Raw genomic sequence first — 16,860 nt, forward strand, 5'->3', positions numbered from 1 at the left:
GGCAGCATGGCGATGCTGTGGCTCGGCGCAGCGGTGCTGCTGACTCTCCTCAGCGGCTTCCTGATGGGCCAGGCGTCGGGATTCACCCTCGTCGCGGCGATCGCGCTGCTGTGGGCAGCTGCAGCCGCCTACGTGGTCGCCGCCATCTGGTCCGCTCGCGCAACCTCCGGTAACCGGGCCAGCCGGTTGACGACGGTCGTCATCACCGGACGCACGCTGCTGGGGATCGCGGTCGGAGCGCTCAGTCTCGCCTTCGCCGCCGCCTACGGCGAAGGCGACCTTTCGCCGTACGGCGAACAGGTAACCGCCGAGGTCACCGATGTCCGTGACGGGTGCGTGCCGGGCACCGAACTGTGCCGCCCCAGCTACCAGCTCTCCGTCGGCGGCGACGATCTCGGCTGGGTTCCGTTCTGTGGGCCGGCCGAGCCGGTCGGCTCGATGGTCGAGGTCGACATCGACCCGCTCGGTCAGCGAGAGCCGCTGACCATCTCCTGTATCCCCGGGCGGGACGCGGCACGAACGATCACCACAGTGTGGCTCGGTTGCGTCGGCACCATCGGCCTGGTGGCTGTCGTCGGCCCAGCGTGGCGCGCCGCCCGCTCCCGGAGCCTTCGTCGACCCAACGTCACCGAGGTCTGACCCCGGCGAGAGGTTGAAACCGGGGAGAGTCCGTCGGTGGCGCATGGCACCCTGACCGGGTGAACGTCGAGGAAGCCGTCCGACTGCGCCGCGCCCGGGACCTGCTCGATCGAGAGTACGCCCGGCCGCTGGACGTGCCGGCGATAGCGCGGGCCGCGTACATGTCGCCGTCGCATTTCACCCGGTTGTTCCGGGCCGCCTACGGCGAGAGCCCGTACGGCTACCTGTCGACCCGGCGGGTCGAGCGGGCCAAGGCGCTGCTGCGCCGTGGCGACCTGAGCGTCACCGACGTCTGCATGGCGGTCGGGTTCACCTCGCTCGGCTCGTTCAGCTCCCGCTTCACCGAGCTGGTCGGTGAGACGCCCAGCGCGTACCGAGCCGGGTCACATGCGGCCGGCGCGGCCATCCCGGCCTGCTACGCCAAAGCCGTCACCCGCCCGACCCGCCGAGCCGGCGTATCAAGTCGGTTTGAAGAAGCCCAGGTCAGCCGGCCGGCGTAGCGTCGCTGACATGACCATCAAGCTTTCCCACACCTTCCTGCTCGTCCGCGACCAGGACGAGGCGCTGAAGTTCTACCGCGACGTGCTCGGCCTGGAGGTCCGCACCGACGTGCCGTTCGAGGGCGTCCGCTGGCTGACCGTCGGCCCGCCCGGACAGCCGGACGTCGAGATCGTGCTCGAAGTCGCCGCGATGGGTCGCGCCGCCGACCAGGAGACTCTGGAGCTGCTGCTCGCCAAGGGCTCGCTCAGCGGGCTGATCTTCCTGGTCGACGACGTGGACGCGACGTTCGAGCGGGTCCGGGCCGCCGGGGCGGAGGTCGTGCAGGAGCCCATCGACCAGCCGTACGGGGTACGCGACTGTGGTGTCCGCGACCCGTCCGGCAACAACATCCGCTTCTCGCAGCGACTGTCCCAGTGAGCTGATCGACAAGGCCGTCCTGCGGCAACCGGGCTGTTCTGGCTCATCCCGAGACAGCCCGGTTGCCGCAGGTCGGACAGACCGTGGCCGGTCGCCTCGGCTGCCGGCTACGGATCGCGGCAGTCAGTAGTAGGGCCGCGCCGGCCGCCAGCGCCGAGACGGCGGCCACCCAGGCGGTCAACGTCCAGGAATCGGCGGAGGTCCCGGCATAGCTGACCACCAGCCCGGTGAGCGGTTCGACCAGCAGCAACGCGAGCGCCGGCAACATGATCACCGTCGCCAGCCAGCCCCGATCGTCGCCGCGCACCGCGAGCAGGCCGCTGGCACCCAGCAGCCCGGTCAGCAGGATCGCGGCGGTCGCGGCGAGCACATCGCCGTCGAACCACCGGTACAGGCCGCCTGGCATGGTGATGATCGCGACTGCGGCGGCGGTCGCCGTTACCAGAGCGACGACGACTCGTAGCCGTAGCCCGGCCCGAGCACCGGGACTGTCCGGCAGGCCGAGCGCGACCAGGCCGAGCGCCAGTTGCGGCACCAGCACCATCAACGGGGGCCGGTCGTACGGCAGCAGTACGGTGGCGGGAAGCAGCGCAACTGTCACCGCCAGGGCAGCCAGGACACCGACCCGGACGACACGACCGGGCGACACGAGTGCGGTGAGCCCGACGGCGAGCCAGGCGACCCAGGCGACTACACCGATGGTCTGGAACGGGCCGAACGTCGGCACCGGACCGACCCGCGTGGGGCCGATCACCTCGATGCTGATCAGCCAGTAGGTGGCCAGCATGGTGGACGTGCTGATCGCGACGGTGGCGGCGACCGGCAGCGCCGCCGCCATGCCGGTGCTGCGCAGGTGGGCGCGGCTCGCACCGGCCAACACGTCCCGGACGTCGGCAGCGCTCGGCCGTCGGCGGCCGCCGTCCACCGTCGCCAGATAGGTGTCGAGCATCTCGTCGCTGCGGTGGGCCTGGTAGTGCGCCGGATAGCAGCGCAGCAACGCCCGGTACCGGCGCTCCAGGAGGGATTGGTCGTCGGTCATGCCACACCTCCGGCGAATCGGGTGCCGGTTGCCTGCTCGCGGGCGCGCAGTCGTTGGCTGGCGGCCTGCACGTTGAGCCGCATCCGCTCAGTTTCGGCCCGCAGAACCGTCTCGCCGCGATCGGTGAGGCGGTAGTAGCGGCGCAGCCGGCCGTCGACGATCTCCTCGCGGTCGGTGGCGACAAGGCCGTCGTCACCGAGCCGGTCGAGTGCGCCGTAGAGCGTGCCGGGCCGTAGCGCCAGCCGGCCCTCGGAGAGGGTGGCTACCTCGGTGATCAGGCCATAGCCGTGCATCGGCTCCCGGGCGAGGGCGGTCAGGATGAGGAACGTCGGCTCACGTAGCACCTCGGGCATGAACACAACGTATCGGTGACGAAAATATATCGCAAGCGAAGGTATTTGTGAGGGGTGACGGTGCCTCCGGTCGGCTTGCCGGTCCCGGCCGGAGGCACCGTCAGCTCACGGGCGGCGACGGGCCGGCCGGGTCACCGCGCCGGGGCGGCGCAGCGCGTCCGCCCGTACGACGATCGAGCGGAAGCGGTGGTCCTCGCCGCCGACGACCTCGACCCCGACCAGATGGACCCATTCGATCCCCGGATGCTGTGCGCCGTCGTCGACCCGGGTGACCCGCAGCACGAGTCGGCCGAGGCCGTAGCAGTAGTCGCCGGTATTCAGCGAAACCGTGTCGCCGACTTTGACCAGCGGGTCATTTCTCATTGTTGATCATTTCCACCGGCTTGCCGTCGCGCAGCAGCTCGGCGAACCACTCGTACGCCCCGAAGTCTTCCACGCGTAAAAATTGCAGGGCGGTGTCCATCGGGCGACATCCGTCGGTCAGGCAGACCGGGCAGCCAGCCCACTCCGCCGAGGGCCAGTGGTCGGTGACGACGCTCGTCGCGTACCGGATGGCGACGTCACGGGTCTGCTCCTCGCTCAACTCGGGGATGGCCGGCGGTTGGGAACCTGGTACCAGGACACTCATTTCTGCCCTCCGCTGATCCTCGGAAACTTCTCCTGCGAACACTCTGGACTCCGCCGGCACTCTCCCGTAAGGATGAAGCGGCATACCCGTGAAATCACTCACGTACGGAGGGGTAAGCGGTGGACATGATCATGTGGATACGCGCGCTCAAAGCAGCGCGGGTCGCCGCCGGAGTAAGCCAGGACGGGCTCGCCGAAAAGATCAACTGGAGTGCGTCGACGATTGCCGCGATCGAGACGGGCCGACGCAAGCCGACCTTCAAGTTTGCTGAAGAGGTTGACGAGGTGCTGGCCACTGGCGGCCTGCTGACCGAGCTGCTGGACCGCGCCGAACGCCAACGCACCCCCGCCTGGTTCCTACCCTGGCGCAAGCAGGAAGCCCAGGCCAACCGACTCCGAAACTTCGAACTGACCGTCATCCCGGGCCTGCTACAAACCGAGGAGTACGCCCGAGCGATCATCTCCGCCAGCGGGCTACGCACCCCGACCGAAGTGGAGGAGCTGGTCCGGATCCGGATGGAGCGGCAGGAGCTGCTGACCCGCGACGACCCACCGGAGTGCATCTTCGTCATCGACGAATCCGCGTTGGCTCGACCGATCGGCGACCACGCCATCCTCGACCGGCAACTACAGCATCTCCAGGACGCTGCTGAGCTACCAAACGTGCGGATCCACATCCTGCCGACGGAGGTTGGCGCGCACGTCGGACTCGGCGGCAGCTTTGCAATCGCGCAACTGCCAGATGTAGATCCAGTGCTCTATCTGGAGAACAACGCCCGTGGCCAAGTCGCCGACGACGAGGAGACGATCAACCTGCTCAACCGCAAGTGGGACTGTCTGCTCGGCGACGCTGCCTCCACGAGCGCATCGCTGCGCATCATCGCGAAATATAGGCTGACGCCATGACTACTACCGATGGTCTCCAGTGGCACACGTCGAGCCGTTCCACCAACACCGGTGGCAACTGTGTCGAAGTGGCCGCTGTGTGGCGCACGTCCAGCCGGTCGACCGACAACGGTGGCAACTGTGTCGAAGTGGCCGGCAACCTGCCCGGCCGGGTCCTGGTCCGCGACTCGAAGGACCGGGACGGCGGCACCCTCACCTTCTCCCCCACCGCCTGGACCACCTTCCTCACCCACACCCCCGCCCACTGACCCCACCCGTACGTGCACAGCCGGTCGCCTCGCCAGCCCACCGTTGGCGAGGCGACCGGCGCCGCACCTTTGATCTCCAATGGCACAGGTCGGTGACTACTCGGCGACTAAGCCATTGCGCACCGTAAGCGCCTCCCGCAGACTGGTACGACCTTCGCGACATCGAAGGCGTTGACCGCCCTTCTGGTGCTTAAGGTGGCGTCACGGCTGTGGATGGCATCACCGCTGGTGTCAACGAGCTACTCGGCCTGGTCTCTGCGCTGCTGGCGGTCATCGCGGCGGTACTCGCCCTCCCCCCGTTGATCGGACGGTGGCGGCGTGGCGATCGAGCGAGGCGTCAACCGCCCAAGATCCTGCTGCCGTCACGCACCCACCTCGTCGACCGGACCGACGAGGTTGCCCAGGTCCTGCAGCATCTCGACCGGGGCGAGTACCTCGTCTCCATTGAGGGCAGCATTGGTGTCGGAAAAAGTGCGCTGGCCACCGAGGTGGCCCACCGGCTAGCGCAGCGCGGCACCGGCCGGCAGAAGGCACGGGCATACGCCTCGCTCGTCTGGTTCGACGCGCACAACGGCGCGCTCGGCCTTGCCGATCTCGCTCGTACCCTCGGGTTGGCCGCCGGTGACCCAACGTTGTCTGCGGCACCAGCAGAGCACAAGGCAGAGGTGCTGCGCGCGTTCCTCGCCAGTCACCCGGCCGTACTGGTCATCGACAATCTGCGGCTCACTGCGACGGACGCCCATCACCTGGTCGACTTTCTACGGACCCTGCCGAGTGGATCCCTTGCTATCGTCAGCGCGAACACCCCGGGCCGGCTGCCGGCACCACGTGTAATGCTCCAGGAACTTCAACAGAAGTACACAGAGGAGCTGCTGATCCGGGAGGCGACCCGCCGCGGTGTGACCGACATCCTCAACGCCGACCGAGCGACGCTGTCCCGGTTACACGAGCTGTTGGGAGGGAACCCGCGAGCGATCGAACTCTTCGCTCTGGCGTGTGCACACGAAGGCCGGAGTTTCTCGATCAGATTACGTCAGCTGGAGGCCGGATCCGCACAGCTGACTGACGCGTTGTTCACTGCGGTGTGGCATGACATCGGTACGACCGGGCGAAGCCTGCTGAGCGTTTGCGCGTTCCTTAACGGAAGCGCGAACGCGGAGCAGCTATGCGTTGCTCTCAATCTGCCGCAGGGCGAGGTTGAGGACCTCGCGGAACGCTTGTGGTCGGACGGGCTGCTCTCCTCACATCAGCGGCATGACACCACCTTCTATACCTGCTCGGCAGCGCTACGCCTGTTCGTGCTCAACCACACGTCACAGGATGAGCTCAACGGAATCGCGACCTGCCTCGCCGACCACTTCATCAGTCGGTTCGGCCAGCACTGGGAGGATGCAACCGGCGCTGAAGCCCACCTCGACGCCATCCGACTGCTCATCCGGGATCGGCACCACAACAGAGCGTTCGAGCAGAGCTTCAAGCTCTTCGAAGTCACCCTCGACATCTTCTTCACGCTGGGGCTCTTCGACGATCGGATCGACCTCGGCTGGGTGGCCTACCAGGCGGCGACGGCACGCGGGCAGAGCGAAGAACGCTCGCTCGCGTTGTCCGTGATCTCGTCGACGCATGCCATCCGGGGCGAAGAGGCAGCCGCTGCCCGCACCGCCGATCTCGGCCTCCGCATCGCCCGCGAGATCGGTTCGGTCAAGGAAATCGCACGTCAGCTCAGATGTGTCGGGTTTCAACTCTTCCGAGCCGGCAAGGCGGTCGAGGCGCTGGCTGTCGTCAAGAACGCCGGTGAGGACGCCGAGGAGATGGCCCGGTCCGTCGGCGACTTCAACAACATGATCGACATTCAGTCACTGGTCGGGGCCGCCTACTGGCATCTGGGTCGAGTCGATCAGTGTGCACGGACCGTACGGCGGTTCCTCGACTCGTGTGAAGAGCTGCCCTGGGAGCGGGGCAAGGCCTACGCGATTCGCGATCTAGCCGAAGTCACCATGATGGGTGGCGCTTTTCAGGACGCCATGCTGCTCCTCGATCAGGCACGCCGCATCGCTGTGAGGTACCGCGATGTACGCCAGTTGGTGAGAGTCGACCTGACGGATGCTCGCATGCATCTGTTCCAAGGGCGGATGATCAGGTCCAGGAGGTACGCGCTCCGGGCAGCGGCCGACGCTCACAGCTTGTCGCTGATCGGCGAGCGGGCCGAGGCGGAGGCAGTAGCAAGGTACGCAGTCCGCGCCCTGTTCTGGCCATGGTTGTGGATTGTTGTATTCCGGAAACCAAGAATCCGATTCACCGAAATGACCGTAGGTGGCGATTGATATACACCGGGAGGGCTCAGAGCATGCCAACTACAGCGGAGGAGCTGCGGTATCGCGTCAGTGTTGAAGATGACGAACTCGCAACGGTGGTGACGCAGCCGACAGGCAGGGCAGGCAGATGCATGGTGCTGATGCTGCACGGTGGACCCGGCGGCGAGAAGGACGGACCCGAGCAGCTGTACGCGAACCTTGCTCGGCAACTCGCCGAGCTTGGCATCGCGTCGGTGCGGTTCGACTTCAGGGGCTGCGGCGAGAGCACCGGCCGCTACCGCGACATGACCATCCGCCGGCAGGTCCGTGAGATGCGCGCGGTGCGGGAGTTCGTCGACGAGAGATTCCGGCCGGGCGCGTGGGTGTTGATCGGCGAGAGTTTCGGGGCCACCATCGGCCTGAGCGACCTCCATCCGGCGTACAAGGCGATTGTCATGCTGTGGCCAGCCATCTGGCTGTTGGACGGCACCTTCGAGTCCTACCTGCACCCAGCCCACCTCGAAGCGGCAGAACATGAGGGATTCTCCGAGATCGACGGCGAGCAGATCGGCTTGGACTTCCTCCACGAACTACAACAGGTCGTAGATGTCAGTGCGCCGCTCGTCGGCCTCGCCACACCGGTGTTGTTCATTCACGGCACGGCCGACCGGGAGGTACCTTTCCAGCAGAGCGTGCGAGCGGCCGAGCTCGTCGGCGGAGCGAGGAAGGTGGTTGTCATCGACGACGGCGACCATTGCCTGGAACGGCCACACGAGAGAGAAATCGTCCACCGCGAGACGGTGACATGGATCGCGGCCCATCTCTGACAGTCGGAGCACTCTTTCTCGCACCCCGGCAGTCCTCGGCCTTTCCCACCATCCCCGGTCAACGCTGTGGCAGGACCGGCGAGGACCTCCAGTGGCAGCTGCGTCAGCACTTCGACGTGCGCCCGGTCGTGCTCAGATCCGGGCAGTTCGGCAGTCCGACCGGCACGCTCCGGGCGGTCAGAGCCGCAGTTCGGGAACTTGACGGCGTCGGGATGCTGCTCGTGGCGTTGGCCGGTCACGTCGTGCACTTTGACCGCAGGACCGGTGGCCTGGTTTCCCTCGTACTCCCGAACTCCGTGCCGGGTCGTCCCGGCAGTATGTTGCCGATGTCCGACCTGGTCGCCGGGCTGCACGGCTGCGACGCGACAGGAAGCGTCGTGATCTGCGCCGATCTCACCACCGCGCCGACCGGGAGCGCACCGCTGTCGCCGATACCCGGCGTGCACCTGCTGGCGTCCATCCCCGGGCCGGCAGCCGCAGTCGGGCACGCCTGCCACGACGCCCTCGCCGCCGAACTCGGCGACCTGGCCGCTTCCGGCGAGCTCCGGCCGCTGAACGAGGTTTTGCACCGGGCGGCGGACCGCACCCGGGCCAGCGGAGTAGCGGTGCATGTCAGCACCGTCGACCGACCGATCGTTCTCAGCGGGAAGTACGCCGAAGAGCAGCTGCCCGACTACGTGCGCGAGGACCTCTACTCACCGCACGCAGGGTCGCGTCTCGACGCCGTCGCAGAACTGGCCACTCTCGCGCCCAGCAGCGTGTACGCGCGGATCTGTCTGCAGCGGGTTGCCACCCACGACACCGCCGACGAGGTACGCAGCTACGCGGACTCCACGGACCGCCGGTCAGAGCAGCCCACGCTGCAGGAACTTCTCGACAACGGGCGGATCTCGGCCGCCGGGATCAGCGACGCACTGCACCGGCCGACCCTGCCCGACTTCGTGCCCCACCCCGGTGGCGAGGTCGTCATCGGCTTCGACTCGCCAGACAGCAGGTTCAGCTCGTGCCGACCGCGGCACCTGCTCCTACTCCCGCCGTTCGAGCTGGCCCGCACAGTGGTGACCAACCGCCAGTACCTGGCGTTCGTCGCATCCACTGACGGGCCTTGTCCCGGACACTGGGTCACCGGCAACAAGCTCTGGGATACGTCCGACCTGCCCGTCGTGATGGTCTCCTGGCACGATGCCTACCGCTATTGCGGCTGGCTCACCGACCAGCTGCGGGCGGCCGGTCGGCTCGCCTGGGACGAACACGTTCTGCTGCCCAGCGAGGCCGAATGGGAATACGCCGCCGGCAACGGCCGGGGCGACCCCTACCCCTGGGGTGACACCGCCGACCCTGGTCGGGCGAACATCCGCGCCAGCGGCCTCGGCGAAGTCGTCGCGCCGGGCCGATTCACGCCCGGCGGCGACAGCGCGGCAGGGTGCCAGGATCTGATCGGCAACGTGTCGGAGTGGACCCGCAGCAGGTGGGGCACCTCCGGACGGATACCGGAATACCGCTACCCGTACCGGGCCGACGACGGTAGGGAAGCGAACGGCTCGTCGCCCGACGCGCGGTACGTCATCCGCGGCGGCGCCTACCACTACGGTACGGAGTGCGCCAACTCCTACACCCGCAACCAGATGCTCGCCACCCAACGACATCCGGCGACCGGATTCCGCGTCGTGGTCGTCCGGCGTACGGGATAGCCGGGCGACAGTGGGTGCCGACTCGTTCTCGGCCGAGGATCCTGTCCTGGGTCCTGGGATCTCCGAGGCCGTCGGATGGGCAGGACTGGTTATCGCCGAGGCTCGCGGCATGCAGTTGATCCAGCCGGACGGTAGTCGCGTCACCGATCTCATGGGTGCCGCCGGTGTCAACCTGCTCGGTCACTCGCACCCCGGCTATGTCCGGGCGATGGCAGATCAGTTGCAACGCTGGATGATCGGTGCCCACGGATCGGACGCCCGGCGGGACATGGGGCGGCAGCTGCAGCGTCTGCTGCCTGAGCAGCTCAACCGCATCCAGCTCTACAGCAGCGGCAGCGAAGCGGTCGAGGCCGCCATCCGGCTGGCGAAGTCCGCCACCGGACGGTACGAGATCCTTTCGTTCTGGCAGTCGTTCCATGGCCGGACCATGGGTAGCCTCGCCCACACCAGCGGTGCCCGCAACGGCCTCGGCCCGCCGGTGCCTGGAAGCATCAGTGCCCCGTACGCCGACTGCGCCCGATGTCCCCTGCGCATGACCTATCCTGGCTGTGACTTGGCCTGCGTCGACCTGGCACGCGATGTCTTGCGGGAGCAGTCCAGCGGCGCACTCGCCGCCGTACTCGTCGAACCGGTGCAGGGCCGGGCCGGAAACGTGGTGCCGCCGGCCGGCTATCTGGCCCGACTCCGGCAACTCGCCGACGAGCATGAAGCGCTGCTCATCGCCGACGAGTCGATGACCGGCATGGGGCGTACCGGCGAGGTTTTCGCCAGCGACCGCCCGGACGTACGCCCGGACATCATGGTGCTCGGCAAAGGACTTGGCAACGGCTACCCGGTGTCCGCCGTCTGCGCCTCGCTGGAACTCATGCAACGCGGACCGTTCGGCGCACCCAGCGCGAGTTCGTCGAGCTACGGCGGATTCCCTCTGGCCTGCCGGGCTGTCGCGGTCGTCGCCGAGGCCGTGCAGGAGCAGGGTCTTGCCGGTCGGGCGCGCCTGCTCGGCGAACGGCTGCTCGCTCGGCTCTCGGCGTCCCTGGTCGATCTTCCGCTGGTCGCCGAGGTGCGCGGCCGGGGCCTCGCGCTCGGGATCGAGTTGGACATCGCCAACAAGGAGCAGCTGCGCCACGTCTTCCAGCAGTTGCTCAACGCCGGGGTCCTGGTCATGACCGGAGGGCGTACGCTCCGGCTGTACCCACCGCTGACCGTTGACGAGGCCGAACTGATGGCGGCTGCCGACACCCTGTCCGAAGTGCTCCGACGGCACTGGGACGAGCAGTGATCAGAGTCGCGGTGGTTGGCTACGGCCGCTGTGGCGAGGCCCATGCACGCTGCTATTCCGCCATGCCGGACGCTGCTGTCGTCGCGGTCGTGGACTCGACTCCGACGAGGCGACGGATCGCCTGTCGCCACCACCCTCACGCAGAGATCGTCGGGTCGTTGACCGAGCTCAGCGCCGAGGTCGACCTGGCGCTGATCTGCACCCCGCCGAGCAGCCACGAGACGTACATCGAAGAGTCTTTGCTGCGCGGTGTGCATGTCTTCTGCGAAAAGCCCGTCTTCCTCGACCCGGTCAACGGCCGACGACTGATCGACCTCGCCAGCGCTCGGGCCCGGATCATCTTCCCCGGGCACAACTACCTCTTTGCGCCGGTCCTGAACGCGCTACGCGAACAGTGCTCACCAGCACGCATCGGTCGGCCGCAGCGGGTCGAGATCACCATCGACCGCACCCGGCCTGCCCCCGGCATCTCGGACTGGCGACCTGACTGGCGCAGCGACCGTGGCGTCGCAGGTGGCGGAATCCTGGTCGATCACGGCGCACACTGCGTGTACCTCACCGAGTGGCTCTGCGACCGGCAGATCCGCCAGGTGTCCTGCCGGATCCGGTACGGCGCTTCCGGCATCGACGACTGGAGCGAGTTGCGGCTACGCCTCGGCGGCGGTCTCACCGCGACGGTCACGCTCGACTGGCGTGCGGTCAGCAGACGGACCGCGTACCGGGTCATCGGCGAGTACGGCACCGCTGCAGTCGTCCTCGACGACCAGCCGGGTGTGGTGCGCGGTGGCCGCGATACCGGAGCAGTCCCGGCTGAGACCAAGAACGGTTACACCCACGCTGACTGGATGCCGGAGATGGCTCGCGACGTACTCCGCCACGTGGTCTGCGCGAGCGACGTACGGACGCTGGCCGCACCCGCGCTGACCGTCGCGGAGGTGATCGCCGCCGCTTACGTCTCCGCCGGAGGCGGCGGTCGGTGGCATTCGGTCGGCGCCCATGATCGGGCAAGGACGTACCAGCCAAGCCAAGCGGATGCCAGGTGGCGAGCAATCCGCTCGGGCGAATCATCGCCGTAAGGCCGATCTGCCGCTGGTGTACGGGTGGTTAGAGTTTGCGAGCTCGCGATTGTCGTTGTGGACACGGTCCGCCATGGTGTTCCACAATGTCCATTCTCAAGAGTTGTCACCCGAATGGGCGACTAGTGGTGGCCGATCAGGCAAGGCGTCGCCCCTCGACGATCTCCTGATCCGACGGTAGATCCCGACCACGGGCCCGGCACCCCGGATCCAGCCGGAGAGATGAGCCGCTCTCACCGAAGGTGCACATCGACTTGTACGCAGCGTTACCGACGCCGGGCCGGTGTGCCCATCGGGTTGATGCCACAGCTGCATCTTGATGCACCTGTGGCATCAAGACTGTAGCGACACCTGCCCCGGGGGCCATGACGAGCGGCACGCCGCCCACCCGCACCTGCGACCGGCTGCGGCGAGCAGCCGGCCGCGCTGCGGTCGGCATCGACGGTTACCAGGCTGTACCGTGGCAGAGCCGCCTTCAGTCCGCATTGGAAAGTGGGAGTACGCGTCATGGCCACACCGACCGTGGATGCCCCTGATCCCAGCCGACTAAGGCGAAAGATCCTCATGCCTCTGTCCGTAGTGGTGCTCGTCGCGGTGGTGACCGCCGGTGCGGCGGTCGCCTTGCAGATGCGGGGCCAGCCGGACGCGACCGCAACCCCCACCGCGCCGTGCGTCGGACCGCCGGATCGAGCGACACCATCGGCGGCAGATAAAGCGACAGCGACTGCCCCGCCGGACGGCAACGGGCTCGACGTGGTCGAGTCCGGCTTCACCCAGCTCGGCAGCACCTCGGCGCCGATCACCCGCAACGCCATGGTCAGCATCGGCGCCGTCGTCGCCATCACCAGTACGCGCACCGCGCATCGTGCCCTGGTGACCTTCGACGTCCTCGACAGTGCGGGTGAGTCCGCAGTCCTCACTACGATCCTCGACCGACCCCGGGAGATCCCGGTCATCCTCCCCGGCGAACGCGTCGGCGTGGGCAGCCAGTTCTGGATCCGGTCTGAGGACGGCCAGCGGGTCGAGGTCGCCCGGGTGAACGCCACCGTCTCCGGCGCTACCTGGACCGCGACGGCGACCGCAGACACGCCAGATGCGACCCGGGACGCGGCCGTAGACGCTGCGGCAACCACGGCCGGCGGAATCACCACCCGGCATCTGGAGACCCGGCGGCACGGTACGGACCAGATTGACGCTACGGTCACCTACGAGGTCCACTCACCGTACTGCCGAAAGTGGACCTCAGTCGGCACCAGCGCGGTGTTCCGTGATGACGCCGGCACGGTGGTCGGCGGGGGCTTCGACCGCACCGTCTCACCGTCCGCCTGCCTGCCCGGCCGGCACCCCGGGTCGACGCTGCTGCCGAGCAGTCTGCCGCCTGCCGCAGCCGACACCCGGACCGAGGTTTACCAGCACTGCGCGCCCCCTGACGACCCGCAACAATGATCAACGGAGACGGTCTGAACATGCTGCACCACGAACGCCTCGGCAAGCTGCTGCCCACCGCCGCGATGGTCGGCGTACTGGCGATGCTGGTGGCCTGCTCACCGGAGCCGTCGACATCCGACGAGGCAGCCAAGCCGCCGGCCGGTTCGGGCGGGCAGCCCGCCGGAGCCGATCCGATGTCAGGCCAGCATCCGCTGCTCGCCGCCACGTTGGAGATGGACCCGCAGGTACGTGCCGTCGTCGGCCGGCTCACCGAAGCGTGTCTGCGCGATGCTGGCCTCGACCGGTTTCCCGCGCAGCTCCCGGCCGGGCTTCCCGGGCCGGCGGTCGTGCCTCCGCAGCAGTCACCGACGCTGGCCGAGGCAGAAGCGAACGGGTACGGCATCCGAGCGGCAGAAACCGCCGGCCAGGCCGACGCCGAGGCCGGTGCCGGTGCCACCACTGAACGGTTCACCTGGCCGTCACCGGCCGAGGAGCGCCGCTACCTGGAGGCGCTGACCGGCGCCGCCGACGGCGAGACCCTCACCGACGACGCCGGCAACCCGACGCTCGGCGGCTGCGTCGGCGAGGCCAGATCCGTTGTGTACGGCGAGGTTGCCGCGCCGCCGAGCCCGGCGGCCGCGATCGACGAGGCGGCGCGCGCCGGCTACGCCGCCGATCCGACGGTGGCCTCGGCGACGGCCGCCTGGTCGGACTGCCTCCAGCAGGCCGGCCAGCCGCAACTGCTCGACCCGGCCGACGCCCGGCGCTTCGCCCAGTACTTCCACCACCCAATCGGTGGACGGCCCGGCGGCCGGGTGCCGGAGGGTGGCCCGTGGCCGGCCGAGGTGGCTCGGGAGAAGGAGATCGGGCTCGCCGTCGCAGACGCCGGATGTGCCGACCGGACCGGCCTGCGTGAGGCGCAGCGGCTGGCGTGGGAGAAGGCGCTGGACGCTGCGGTCGACCGGCACGGTGCCGAACTGTCCGGATACCGGGATGCGATGGCTGCCGCGTTGCGGCAGGGCCAGCAGGCGCTCGCCGACTGAGCCGTACCGGAAAGTGACGGATTGGCGACAGGAGCTCAGCAGACTGATCATCCTCACCTAGAGTCACCGCAACCTCCCTGCACCACGTACGGAATGTGTCCATGTAGTACGTTGGGGTAACCGCGGCAGTCCATCGGCTCAAGAGTGGGGAACAGGCGCGCCATGCCCGCATCGATCCGGCCCCGGCCATACGTGCCGGCGGCGCTCGCCGTCGTCCTGGTCGTGGCCGTCGCTATCACCGCCGCCTGCTCACCCGACTCGGAGTCCGACCCGGCAGCATCCTGTATCGAGGCACCCGACGGCCCGCTCACCGGCACCGCCGGCCCGTCCGCCGAGGCCCCTGACGGCGGCGGGCTGCGGGTCGTCGAATCCGGCGTGACGGTCGTCCCACCGGTGCGTCGACTCGGCTCGGCGACCGCGAGCATCGGGGTCATCGTCGAGAACACCAGCGGGTACGTCGCCTACCGCACCCGGGTCTCGTTCGACGTACTCGACGGTGCCGGCGACACCGTCGTGATCGGCGACGGCGGCGGGACGGTGCTGCTGGAGGTGCCGCTGCTGCTGCCCGGTGCCCGGTCCGGCGTCGGCACCGCCGTGTACGTCGACGGAGCGGCCAGCGCCGCCGACCAGGTCGAGGTGGACACCGCCCTCGGTGCCACCACCTGGGTCGAGCACCGACCGGACCAGGTCGCCGGGGTCACCACCACCCACAACCGCACCACCATCGTCGACGCGGAGTCGCACAGCGGGATCGTGTACTACCGGATGGTCTCGCCGTACTGCACCGGCCTGTTCACCCGGGGCGTCGGCACCATCTTCCGGGACACTACCGGCCAGATCGTCGGCGGCAGCATCAGCGGCGACAAAGGACCCGGCCGATGCGACCCGAACCAGGCAGAGCAGCGGACCGACGTCATCCGCAGCGTACCGGCTGAATTCGACGACTCCCTGACCGAGAGCTACCCCTACTGCGACTTCGGCCCCGCGCCCAGATCGCCGGGGTGGTCGACGGCAGCTCCCTTCAACTAACCGGCTGGCAGGGTCGGCCACTCGACGGGCAGATGGAGGATCACGTGACGAACAGTGAGCCCAACAGCGGCACGAGGTTGGGCGCGGACCTGTACGGGCTCTGGCGTGCCGGCCGGGACAATCTTCCCACCGTGGCAGCGGTCTACTCGGCGGCCGGTGACGCCCTCGATGCTGCCGCCATCGGCGTCGCCGGAGCATTCGTCCGCTCGGGCAACCTGCCCGGGGTGCCGTACGGTCCGGCGTACCAACCGTGGGTCGAGCTGCACGACCTCCTGGCGAAGATCTGCCACGACACGGCCGACAACATCGAGGCGACGGCGGACGCGCTCTGCGTCGCCACCGTCGAGTACGCCCGTACCGACTATGACGCGGCCAGTGAGTTCGCCCGGTTGCTGGAGGTCAACGGCGAGCCGAGGGCCGACATCGGATGAGCTTCGACAACTTGATGCAGCACGCGTACGAGATCCAGCAGCAGGCGACGTTGAAGGCGCTGACCGAGTCCGGGGCTCGTCCGGCAGCCCTGGCCGGTGAACCGCAACTGGCACCGTGGCAAGGTGAGCAGGAGACCCGCCAGCGGGTCGAGCAGATGTTCGGCGACATTCCGGAGCTGTTCCGGGCGTTCGCCGAGATGCCCGACCCGGCAGCGTTCGACGGTCGACTCAACGAGCTCCGACGCTCCATCGAGGAACTGTCATCGGGATCGGTGTCGGAGGACCCGATCAGTGGCAACATCTATCCGGCGAACCCGCGGCTCGACGAGATGCTCGACGCGGAGAGCCACATCGAGAGCTGGACGGGTCGGGCCGCCATGGAGTTCAAGAGCAACTTCATCTCCCCGTTCCCGTCGATCGTTCACAACCAGTTCATGGGGATCGCGGTTCTCCGGGCGGCGCTGGACGCGGAGCGGGAGATCTGGGTCCGGGCGCGCGACGACATCGACAAGATCGCCCACGACACGATCACCGCGCTGGACCGGATGGACGACTGCGGCAAGAACGAGTGGGTGATGACCTTCACCGTGGTGTCGTCGGTGGCGGCGGTGACCGGTGTGGCACTCGCCCCGGTCAGCTTCGGGCTCTCGCTGGGGTTGACTGCTGTCGGGGCCACGTCACAGGTGGCGGCTGCCGGCGTGCCCGACGACCCACCGGCGGTCCGGTTCCAGGGTGAGACGGCACCGGCGGTCGTCGACTCGATGCGCGACGCCATCCGGCTGCTGCACGGCTACATCGCCGAGCAGGAGCAGAAGATCGCCAACGCGCTCACCAGCTGCTGCCAGGCCGTGGCGCAGCAGCGGGACAGCTTCGTAGCGAAACGGCCGGCGCTGGCCGACGCGACCCAGTCCAACGTGACCGGGCCGCTGTTCATGGGCTACTCGACCTGACGGCGACCGCCCACCTCGGCCGTTTGGCTCGACCATCCACAACGACTCTCCACACACCCACTTCGACGACACAGACTGGGGA

General features: G+C 68.2%; 19 protein-coding genes and 1 pseudogene. 16 read left to right on the plus strand and 4 right to left on the minus strand.

Features of this window, described 5'->3' with window-relative positions; genetic code table 11:
* The first annotated feature begins 6 nt into the window (after nucleotides 1-6).
* Genes ACFHWT_RS17830 through ACFHWT_RS17840 form a run of 3 tightly spaced genes read left to right on the plus strand, consistent with a single transcriptional unit; the run spans nucleotide 7 to nucleotide 1,557 of the window.
* Complete coding sequence (locus ACFHWT_RS17830; protein WP_416595789.1) at nucleotides 7-639, plus strand: hypothetical protein; 633 nt, start codon at nucleotides 7-9, stop codon at nucleotides 637-639.
* A 59-nt stretch (nucleotides 640-698) separates the two neighbouring features.
* Nucleotides 699-1,139 (plus strand): helix-turn-helix transcriptional regulator, encoded by a 441-nt coding sequence (locus tag ACFHWT_RS17835; protein ID WP_416595791.1) that lies wholly within the window; start codon nucleotides 699-701, stop codon nucleotides 1,137-1,139.
* Between the two features lie 10 nt (nucleotides 1,140-1,149).
* Nucleotides 1,150-1,557, plus strand: a complete 408-nt coding sequence (locus ACFHWT_RS17840; protein WP_416595793.1) for a VOC family protein — start codon at nucleotides 1,150-1,152, stop codon at nucleotides 1,555-1,557.
* A 43-nt stretch (nucleotides 1,558-1,600) separates the two neighbouring features.
* On the opposite strand, the gene ACFHWT_RS17845 is transcribed toward ACFHWT_RS17840, so the two are convergent.
* From ACFHWT_RS17845 to ACFHWT_RS17860, 4 genes are all read right to left on the minus strand, one after another.
* Nucleotides 1,601-2,596, minus strand: coding sequence for a hypothetical protein (locus ACFHWT_RS17845; RefSeq protein ID WP_416595794.1), 996 nt, complete (start codon nucleotides 2,594-2,596; stop codon nucleotides 1,601-1,603).
* The gene (locus tag ACFHWT_RS17850; RefSeq protein WP_416595796.1) at nucleotides 2,593-2,949 is read right to left on the minus strand and encodes a PadR family transcriptional regulator; all 357 of its coding nucleotides are present in this window, start codon (nucleotides 2,947-2,949) and stop codon (nucleotides 2,593-2,595) included. The genes ACFHWT_RS17845 and ACFHWT_RS17850 overlap by 4 nt, the downstream gene beginning before the upstream one ends.
* Nucleotides 2,950-3,054: 105 nt before the next feature.
* Nucleotides 3,055-3,312, minus strand: a complete 258-nt coding sequence (locus ACFHWT_RS17855; protein ID WP_416557259.1) for a hypothetical protein — start codon at nucleotides 3,310-3,312, stop codon at nucleotides 3,055-3,057.
* Nucleotides 3,302-3,532 (minus strand): hypothetical protein, encoded by a 231-nt coding sequence (locus ACFHWT_RS17860; RefSeq protein ID WP_416595797.1) that lies wholly within the window; start codon nucleotides 3,530-3,532, stop codon nucleotides 3,302-3,304. Before ACFHWT_RS17860 ends, ACFHWT_RS17855 begins: the two co-directional genes overlap by 11 nt.
* 170 nt (nucleotides 3,533-3,702) lie before the next feature.
* Here ACFHWT_RS17860 and ACFHWT_RS17865 point away from each other — a divergent pair, with 170 nt between their 5' ends.
* From ACFHWT_RS17865 to ACFHWT_RS17925, 13 genes and pseudogenes are all read left to right on the plus strand, one after another.
* Nucleotides 3,703-4,482, plus strand: a complete 780-nt coding sequence (locus ACFHWT_RS17865) for a helix-turn-helix domain-containing protein (protein ID WP_416595855.1) — start codon at nucleotides 3,703-3,705, stop codon at nucleotides 4,480-4,482.
* Nucleotides 4,479-4,556, plus strand: a pseudogene (locus tag ACFHWT_RS17870) (DUF397 domain-containing protein); the annotation flags it as partial. The gene ACFHWT_RS17865 and the pseudogene ACFHWT_RS17870, both read left to right, overlap by 4 nt.
* On the plus strand, nucleotides 4,551-4,730 hold the full coding sequence (locus ACFHWT_RS17875) for a DUF397 domain-containing protein (RefSeq protein ID WP_416595856.1): 180 nt from the start codon (nucleotides 4,551-4,553) through the stop codon (nucleotides 4,728-4,730). The pseudogene ACFHWT_RS17870 and the gene ACFHWT_RS17875, both read left to right, overlap by 6 nt.
* Nucleotides 4,731-4,939: 209 nt before the next feature.
* Nucleotides 4,940-7,054 (plus strand): AAA family ATPase, encoded by a 2,115-nt coding sequence (locus ACFHWT_RS17880; RefSeq protein ID WP_416595799.1) that lies wholly within the window; start codon nucleotides 4,940-4,942, stop codon nucleotides 7,052-7,054.
* Nucleotides 7,055-7,077: 23 nt separating this feature from the next.
* Nucleotides 7,078-7,851, plus strand: coding sequence for an alpha/beta hydrolase family protein (locus ACFHWT_RS17885; RefSeq protein WP_416595800.1), 774 nt, complete (start codon nucleotides 7,078-7,080; stop codon nucleotides 7,849-7,851).
* A gap of 326 nt (nucleotides 7,852-8,177) precedes the next feature.
* Nucleotides 8,178-9,542, plus strand: a complete 1,365-nt coding sequence (locus ACFHWT_RS17890; RefSeq protein ID WP_416595801.1) for a formylglycine-generating enzyme family protein — start codon at nucleotides 8,178-8,180, stop codon at nucleotides 9,540-9,542.
* A gap of 10 nt (nucleotides 9,543-9,552) precedes the next feature.
* Complete coding sequence (locus tag ACFHWT_RS17895; RefSeq protein WP_416595802.1) at nucleotides 9,553-10,821, plus strand: aspartate aminotransferase family protein; 1,269 nt, start codon at nucleotides 9,553-9,555, stop codon at nucleotides 10,819-10,821.
* 11 nt (nucleotides 10,822-10,832) lie between these two features.
* The gene (locus tag ACFHWT_RS17900) at nucleotides 10,833-11,897 is read left to right on the plus strand and encodes a Gfo/Idh/MocA family protein (RefSeq protein WP_416595857.1); all 1,065 of its coding nucleotides are present in this window, start codon (nucleotides 10,833-10,835) and stop codon (nucleotides 11,895-11,897) included.
* Nucleotides 11,898-12,461: 564 nt separating this feature from the next.
* Nucleotides 12,462-13,343, plus strand: coding sequence for a hypothetical protein (locus tag ACFHWT_RS17905; RefSeq protein WP_416595803.1), 882 nt, complete (start codon nucleotides 12,462-12,464; stop codon nucleotides 13,341-13,343).
* Nucleotides 13,340-14,368, plus strand: a complete 1,029-nt coding sequence (locus ACFHWT_RS17910) for a hypothetical protein (protein WP_416595804.1) — start codon at nucleotides 13,340-13,342, stop codon at nucleotides 14,366-14,368. Before ACFHWT_RS17905 ends, ACFHWT_RS17910 begins: the two co-directional genes overlap by 4 nt.
* A 162-nt stretch (nucleotides 14,369-14,530) precedes the next feature.
* The gene (locus ACFHWT_RS17915; RefSeq protein WP_416595805.1) at nucleotides 14,531-15,397 is read left to right on the plus strand and encodes a hypothetical protein; all 867 of its coding nucleotides are present in this window, start codon (nucleotides 14,531-14,533) and stop codon (nucleotides 15,395-15,397) included.
* 44 nt (nucleotides 15,398-15,441) lie between these two features.
* Nucleotides 15,442-15,828 carry a hypothetical protein gene (locus tag ACFHWT_RS17920; protein WP_416595806.1) on the plus strand — a complete coding sequence of 129 codons (387 nt, stop codon included), beginning with the start codon at nucleotides 15,442-15,444 and terminating at the stop codon, nucleotides 15,826-15,828.
* Nucleotides 15,825-16,778 carry a hypothetical protein gene (locus ACFHWT_RS17925; RefSeq protein ID WP_416595807.1) on the plus strand — a complete coding sequence of 318 codons (954 nt, stop codon included), beginning with the start codon at nucleotides 15,825-15,827 and terminating at the stop codon, nucleotides 16,776-16,778. Before ACFHWT_RS17920 ends, ACFHWT_RS17925 begins: the two co-directional genes overlap by 4 nt.
* Nucleotides 16,779-16,860: the final 82 nt, after the last annotated feature.

It is taken from the genome of Micromonospora sp. LOL_021 (assembly GCF_048060215.1).
Classification (GTDB): Bacteria; Actinomycetota; Actinomycetes; order Mycobacteriales; family Micromonosporaceae; genus Micromonospora_E.

Excerpts from the sequence above, each read along its gene's own strand:
- ACFHWT_RS17890 (WP_416595801.1), top strand. The coding sequence starts at position 8,178 with ATGTCCGACCTGGTCGCCGGGCTGCACGGCTGCGACGCGACAGGAAGC.
- ACFHWT_RS17885 (WP_416595800.1), top strand. The coding sequence starts at position 7,078 with ATGCCAACTACAGCGGAGGAGCTGCGGTATCGCGTCAGTGTTGAAGAT.
- ACFHWT_RS17840 (WP_416595793.1), top strand. The coding sequence starts at position 1,150 with ATGACCATCAAGCTTTCCCACACCTTCCTGCTCGTCCGCGACCAGGAC.
- ACFHWT_RS17925 (WP_416595807.1), top strand. The coding sequence starts at position 15,825 with ATGAGCTTCGACAACTTGATGCAGCACGCGTACGAGATCCAGCAGCAG.
- ACFHWT_RS17865 (WP_416595855.1), top strand. The coding sequence starts at position 3,703 with ATGATCATGTGGATACGCGCGCTCAAAGCAGCGCGGGTCGCCGCCGGA.
- ACFHWT_RS17910 (WP_416595804.1), top strand. The coding sequence starts at position 13,340 with ATGATCAACGGAGACGGTCTGAACATGCTGCACCACGAACGCCTCGGC.
- ACFHWT_RS17830 (WP_416595789.1), top strand. The coding sequence starts at position 7 with ATGGCGATGCTGTGGCTCGGCGCAGCGGTGCTGCTGACTCTCCTCAGC.
- ACFHWT_RS17915 (WP_416595805.1), top strand. The coding sequence starts at position 14,531 with ATGCCCGCATCGATCCGGCCCCGGCCATACGTGCCGGCGGCGCTCGCC.
- ACFHWT_RS17845 (WP_416595794.1), bottom strand. The coding sequence starts at position 2,596 with ATGACCGACGACCAATCCCTCCTGGAGCGCCGGTACCGGGCGTTGCTG.
- ACFHWT_RS17855 (WP_416557259.1), bottom strand. The coding sequence starts at position 3,312 with ATGAGAAATGACCCGCTGGTCAAAGTCGGCGACACGGTTTCGCTGAAT.
- ACFHWT_RS17905 (WP_416595803.1), top strand. The coding sequence starts at position 12,462 with ATGCCTCTGTCCGTAGTGGTGCTCGTCGCGGTGGTGACCGCCGGTGCG.
- ACFHWT_RS17850 (WP_416595796.1), bottom strand. The coding sequence starts at position 2,949 with ATGCCCGAGGTGCTACGTGAGCCGACGTTCCTCATCCTGACCGCCCTC.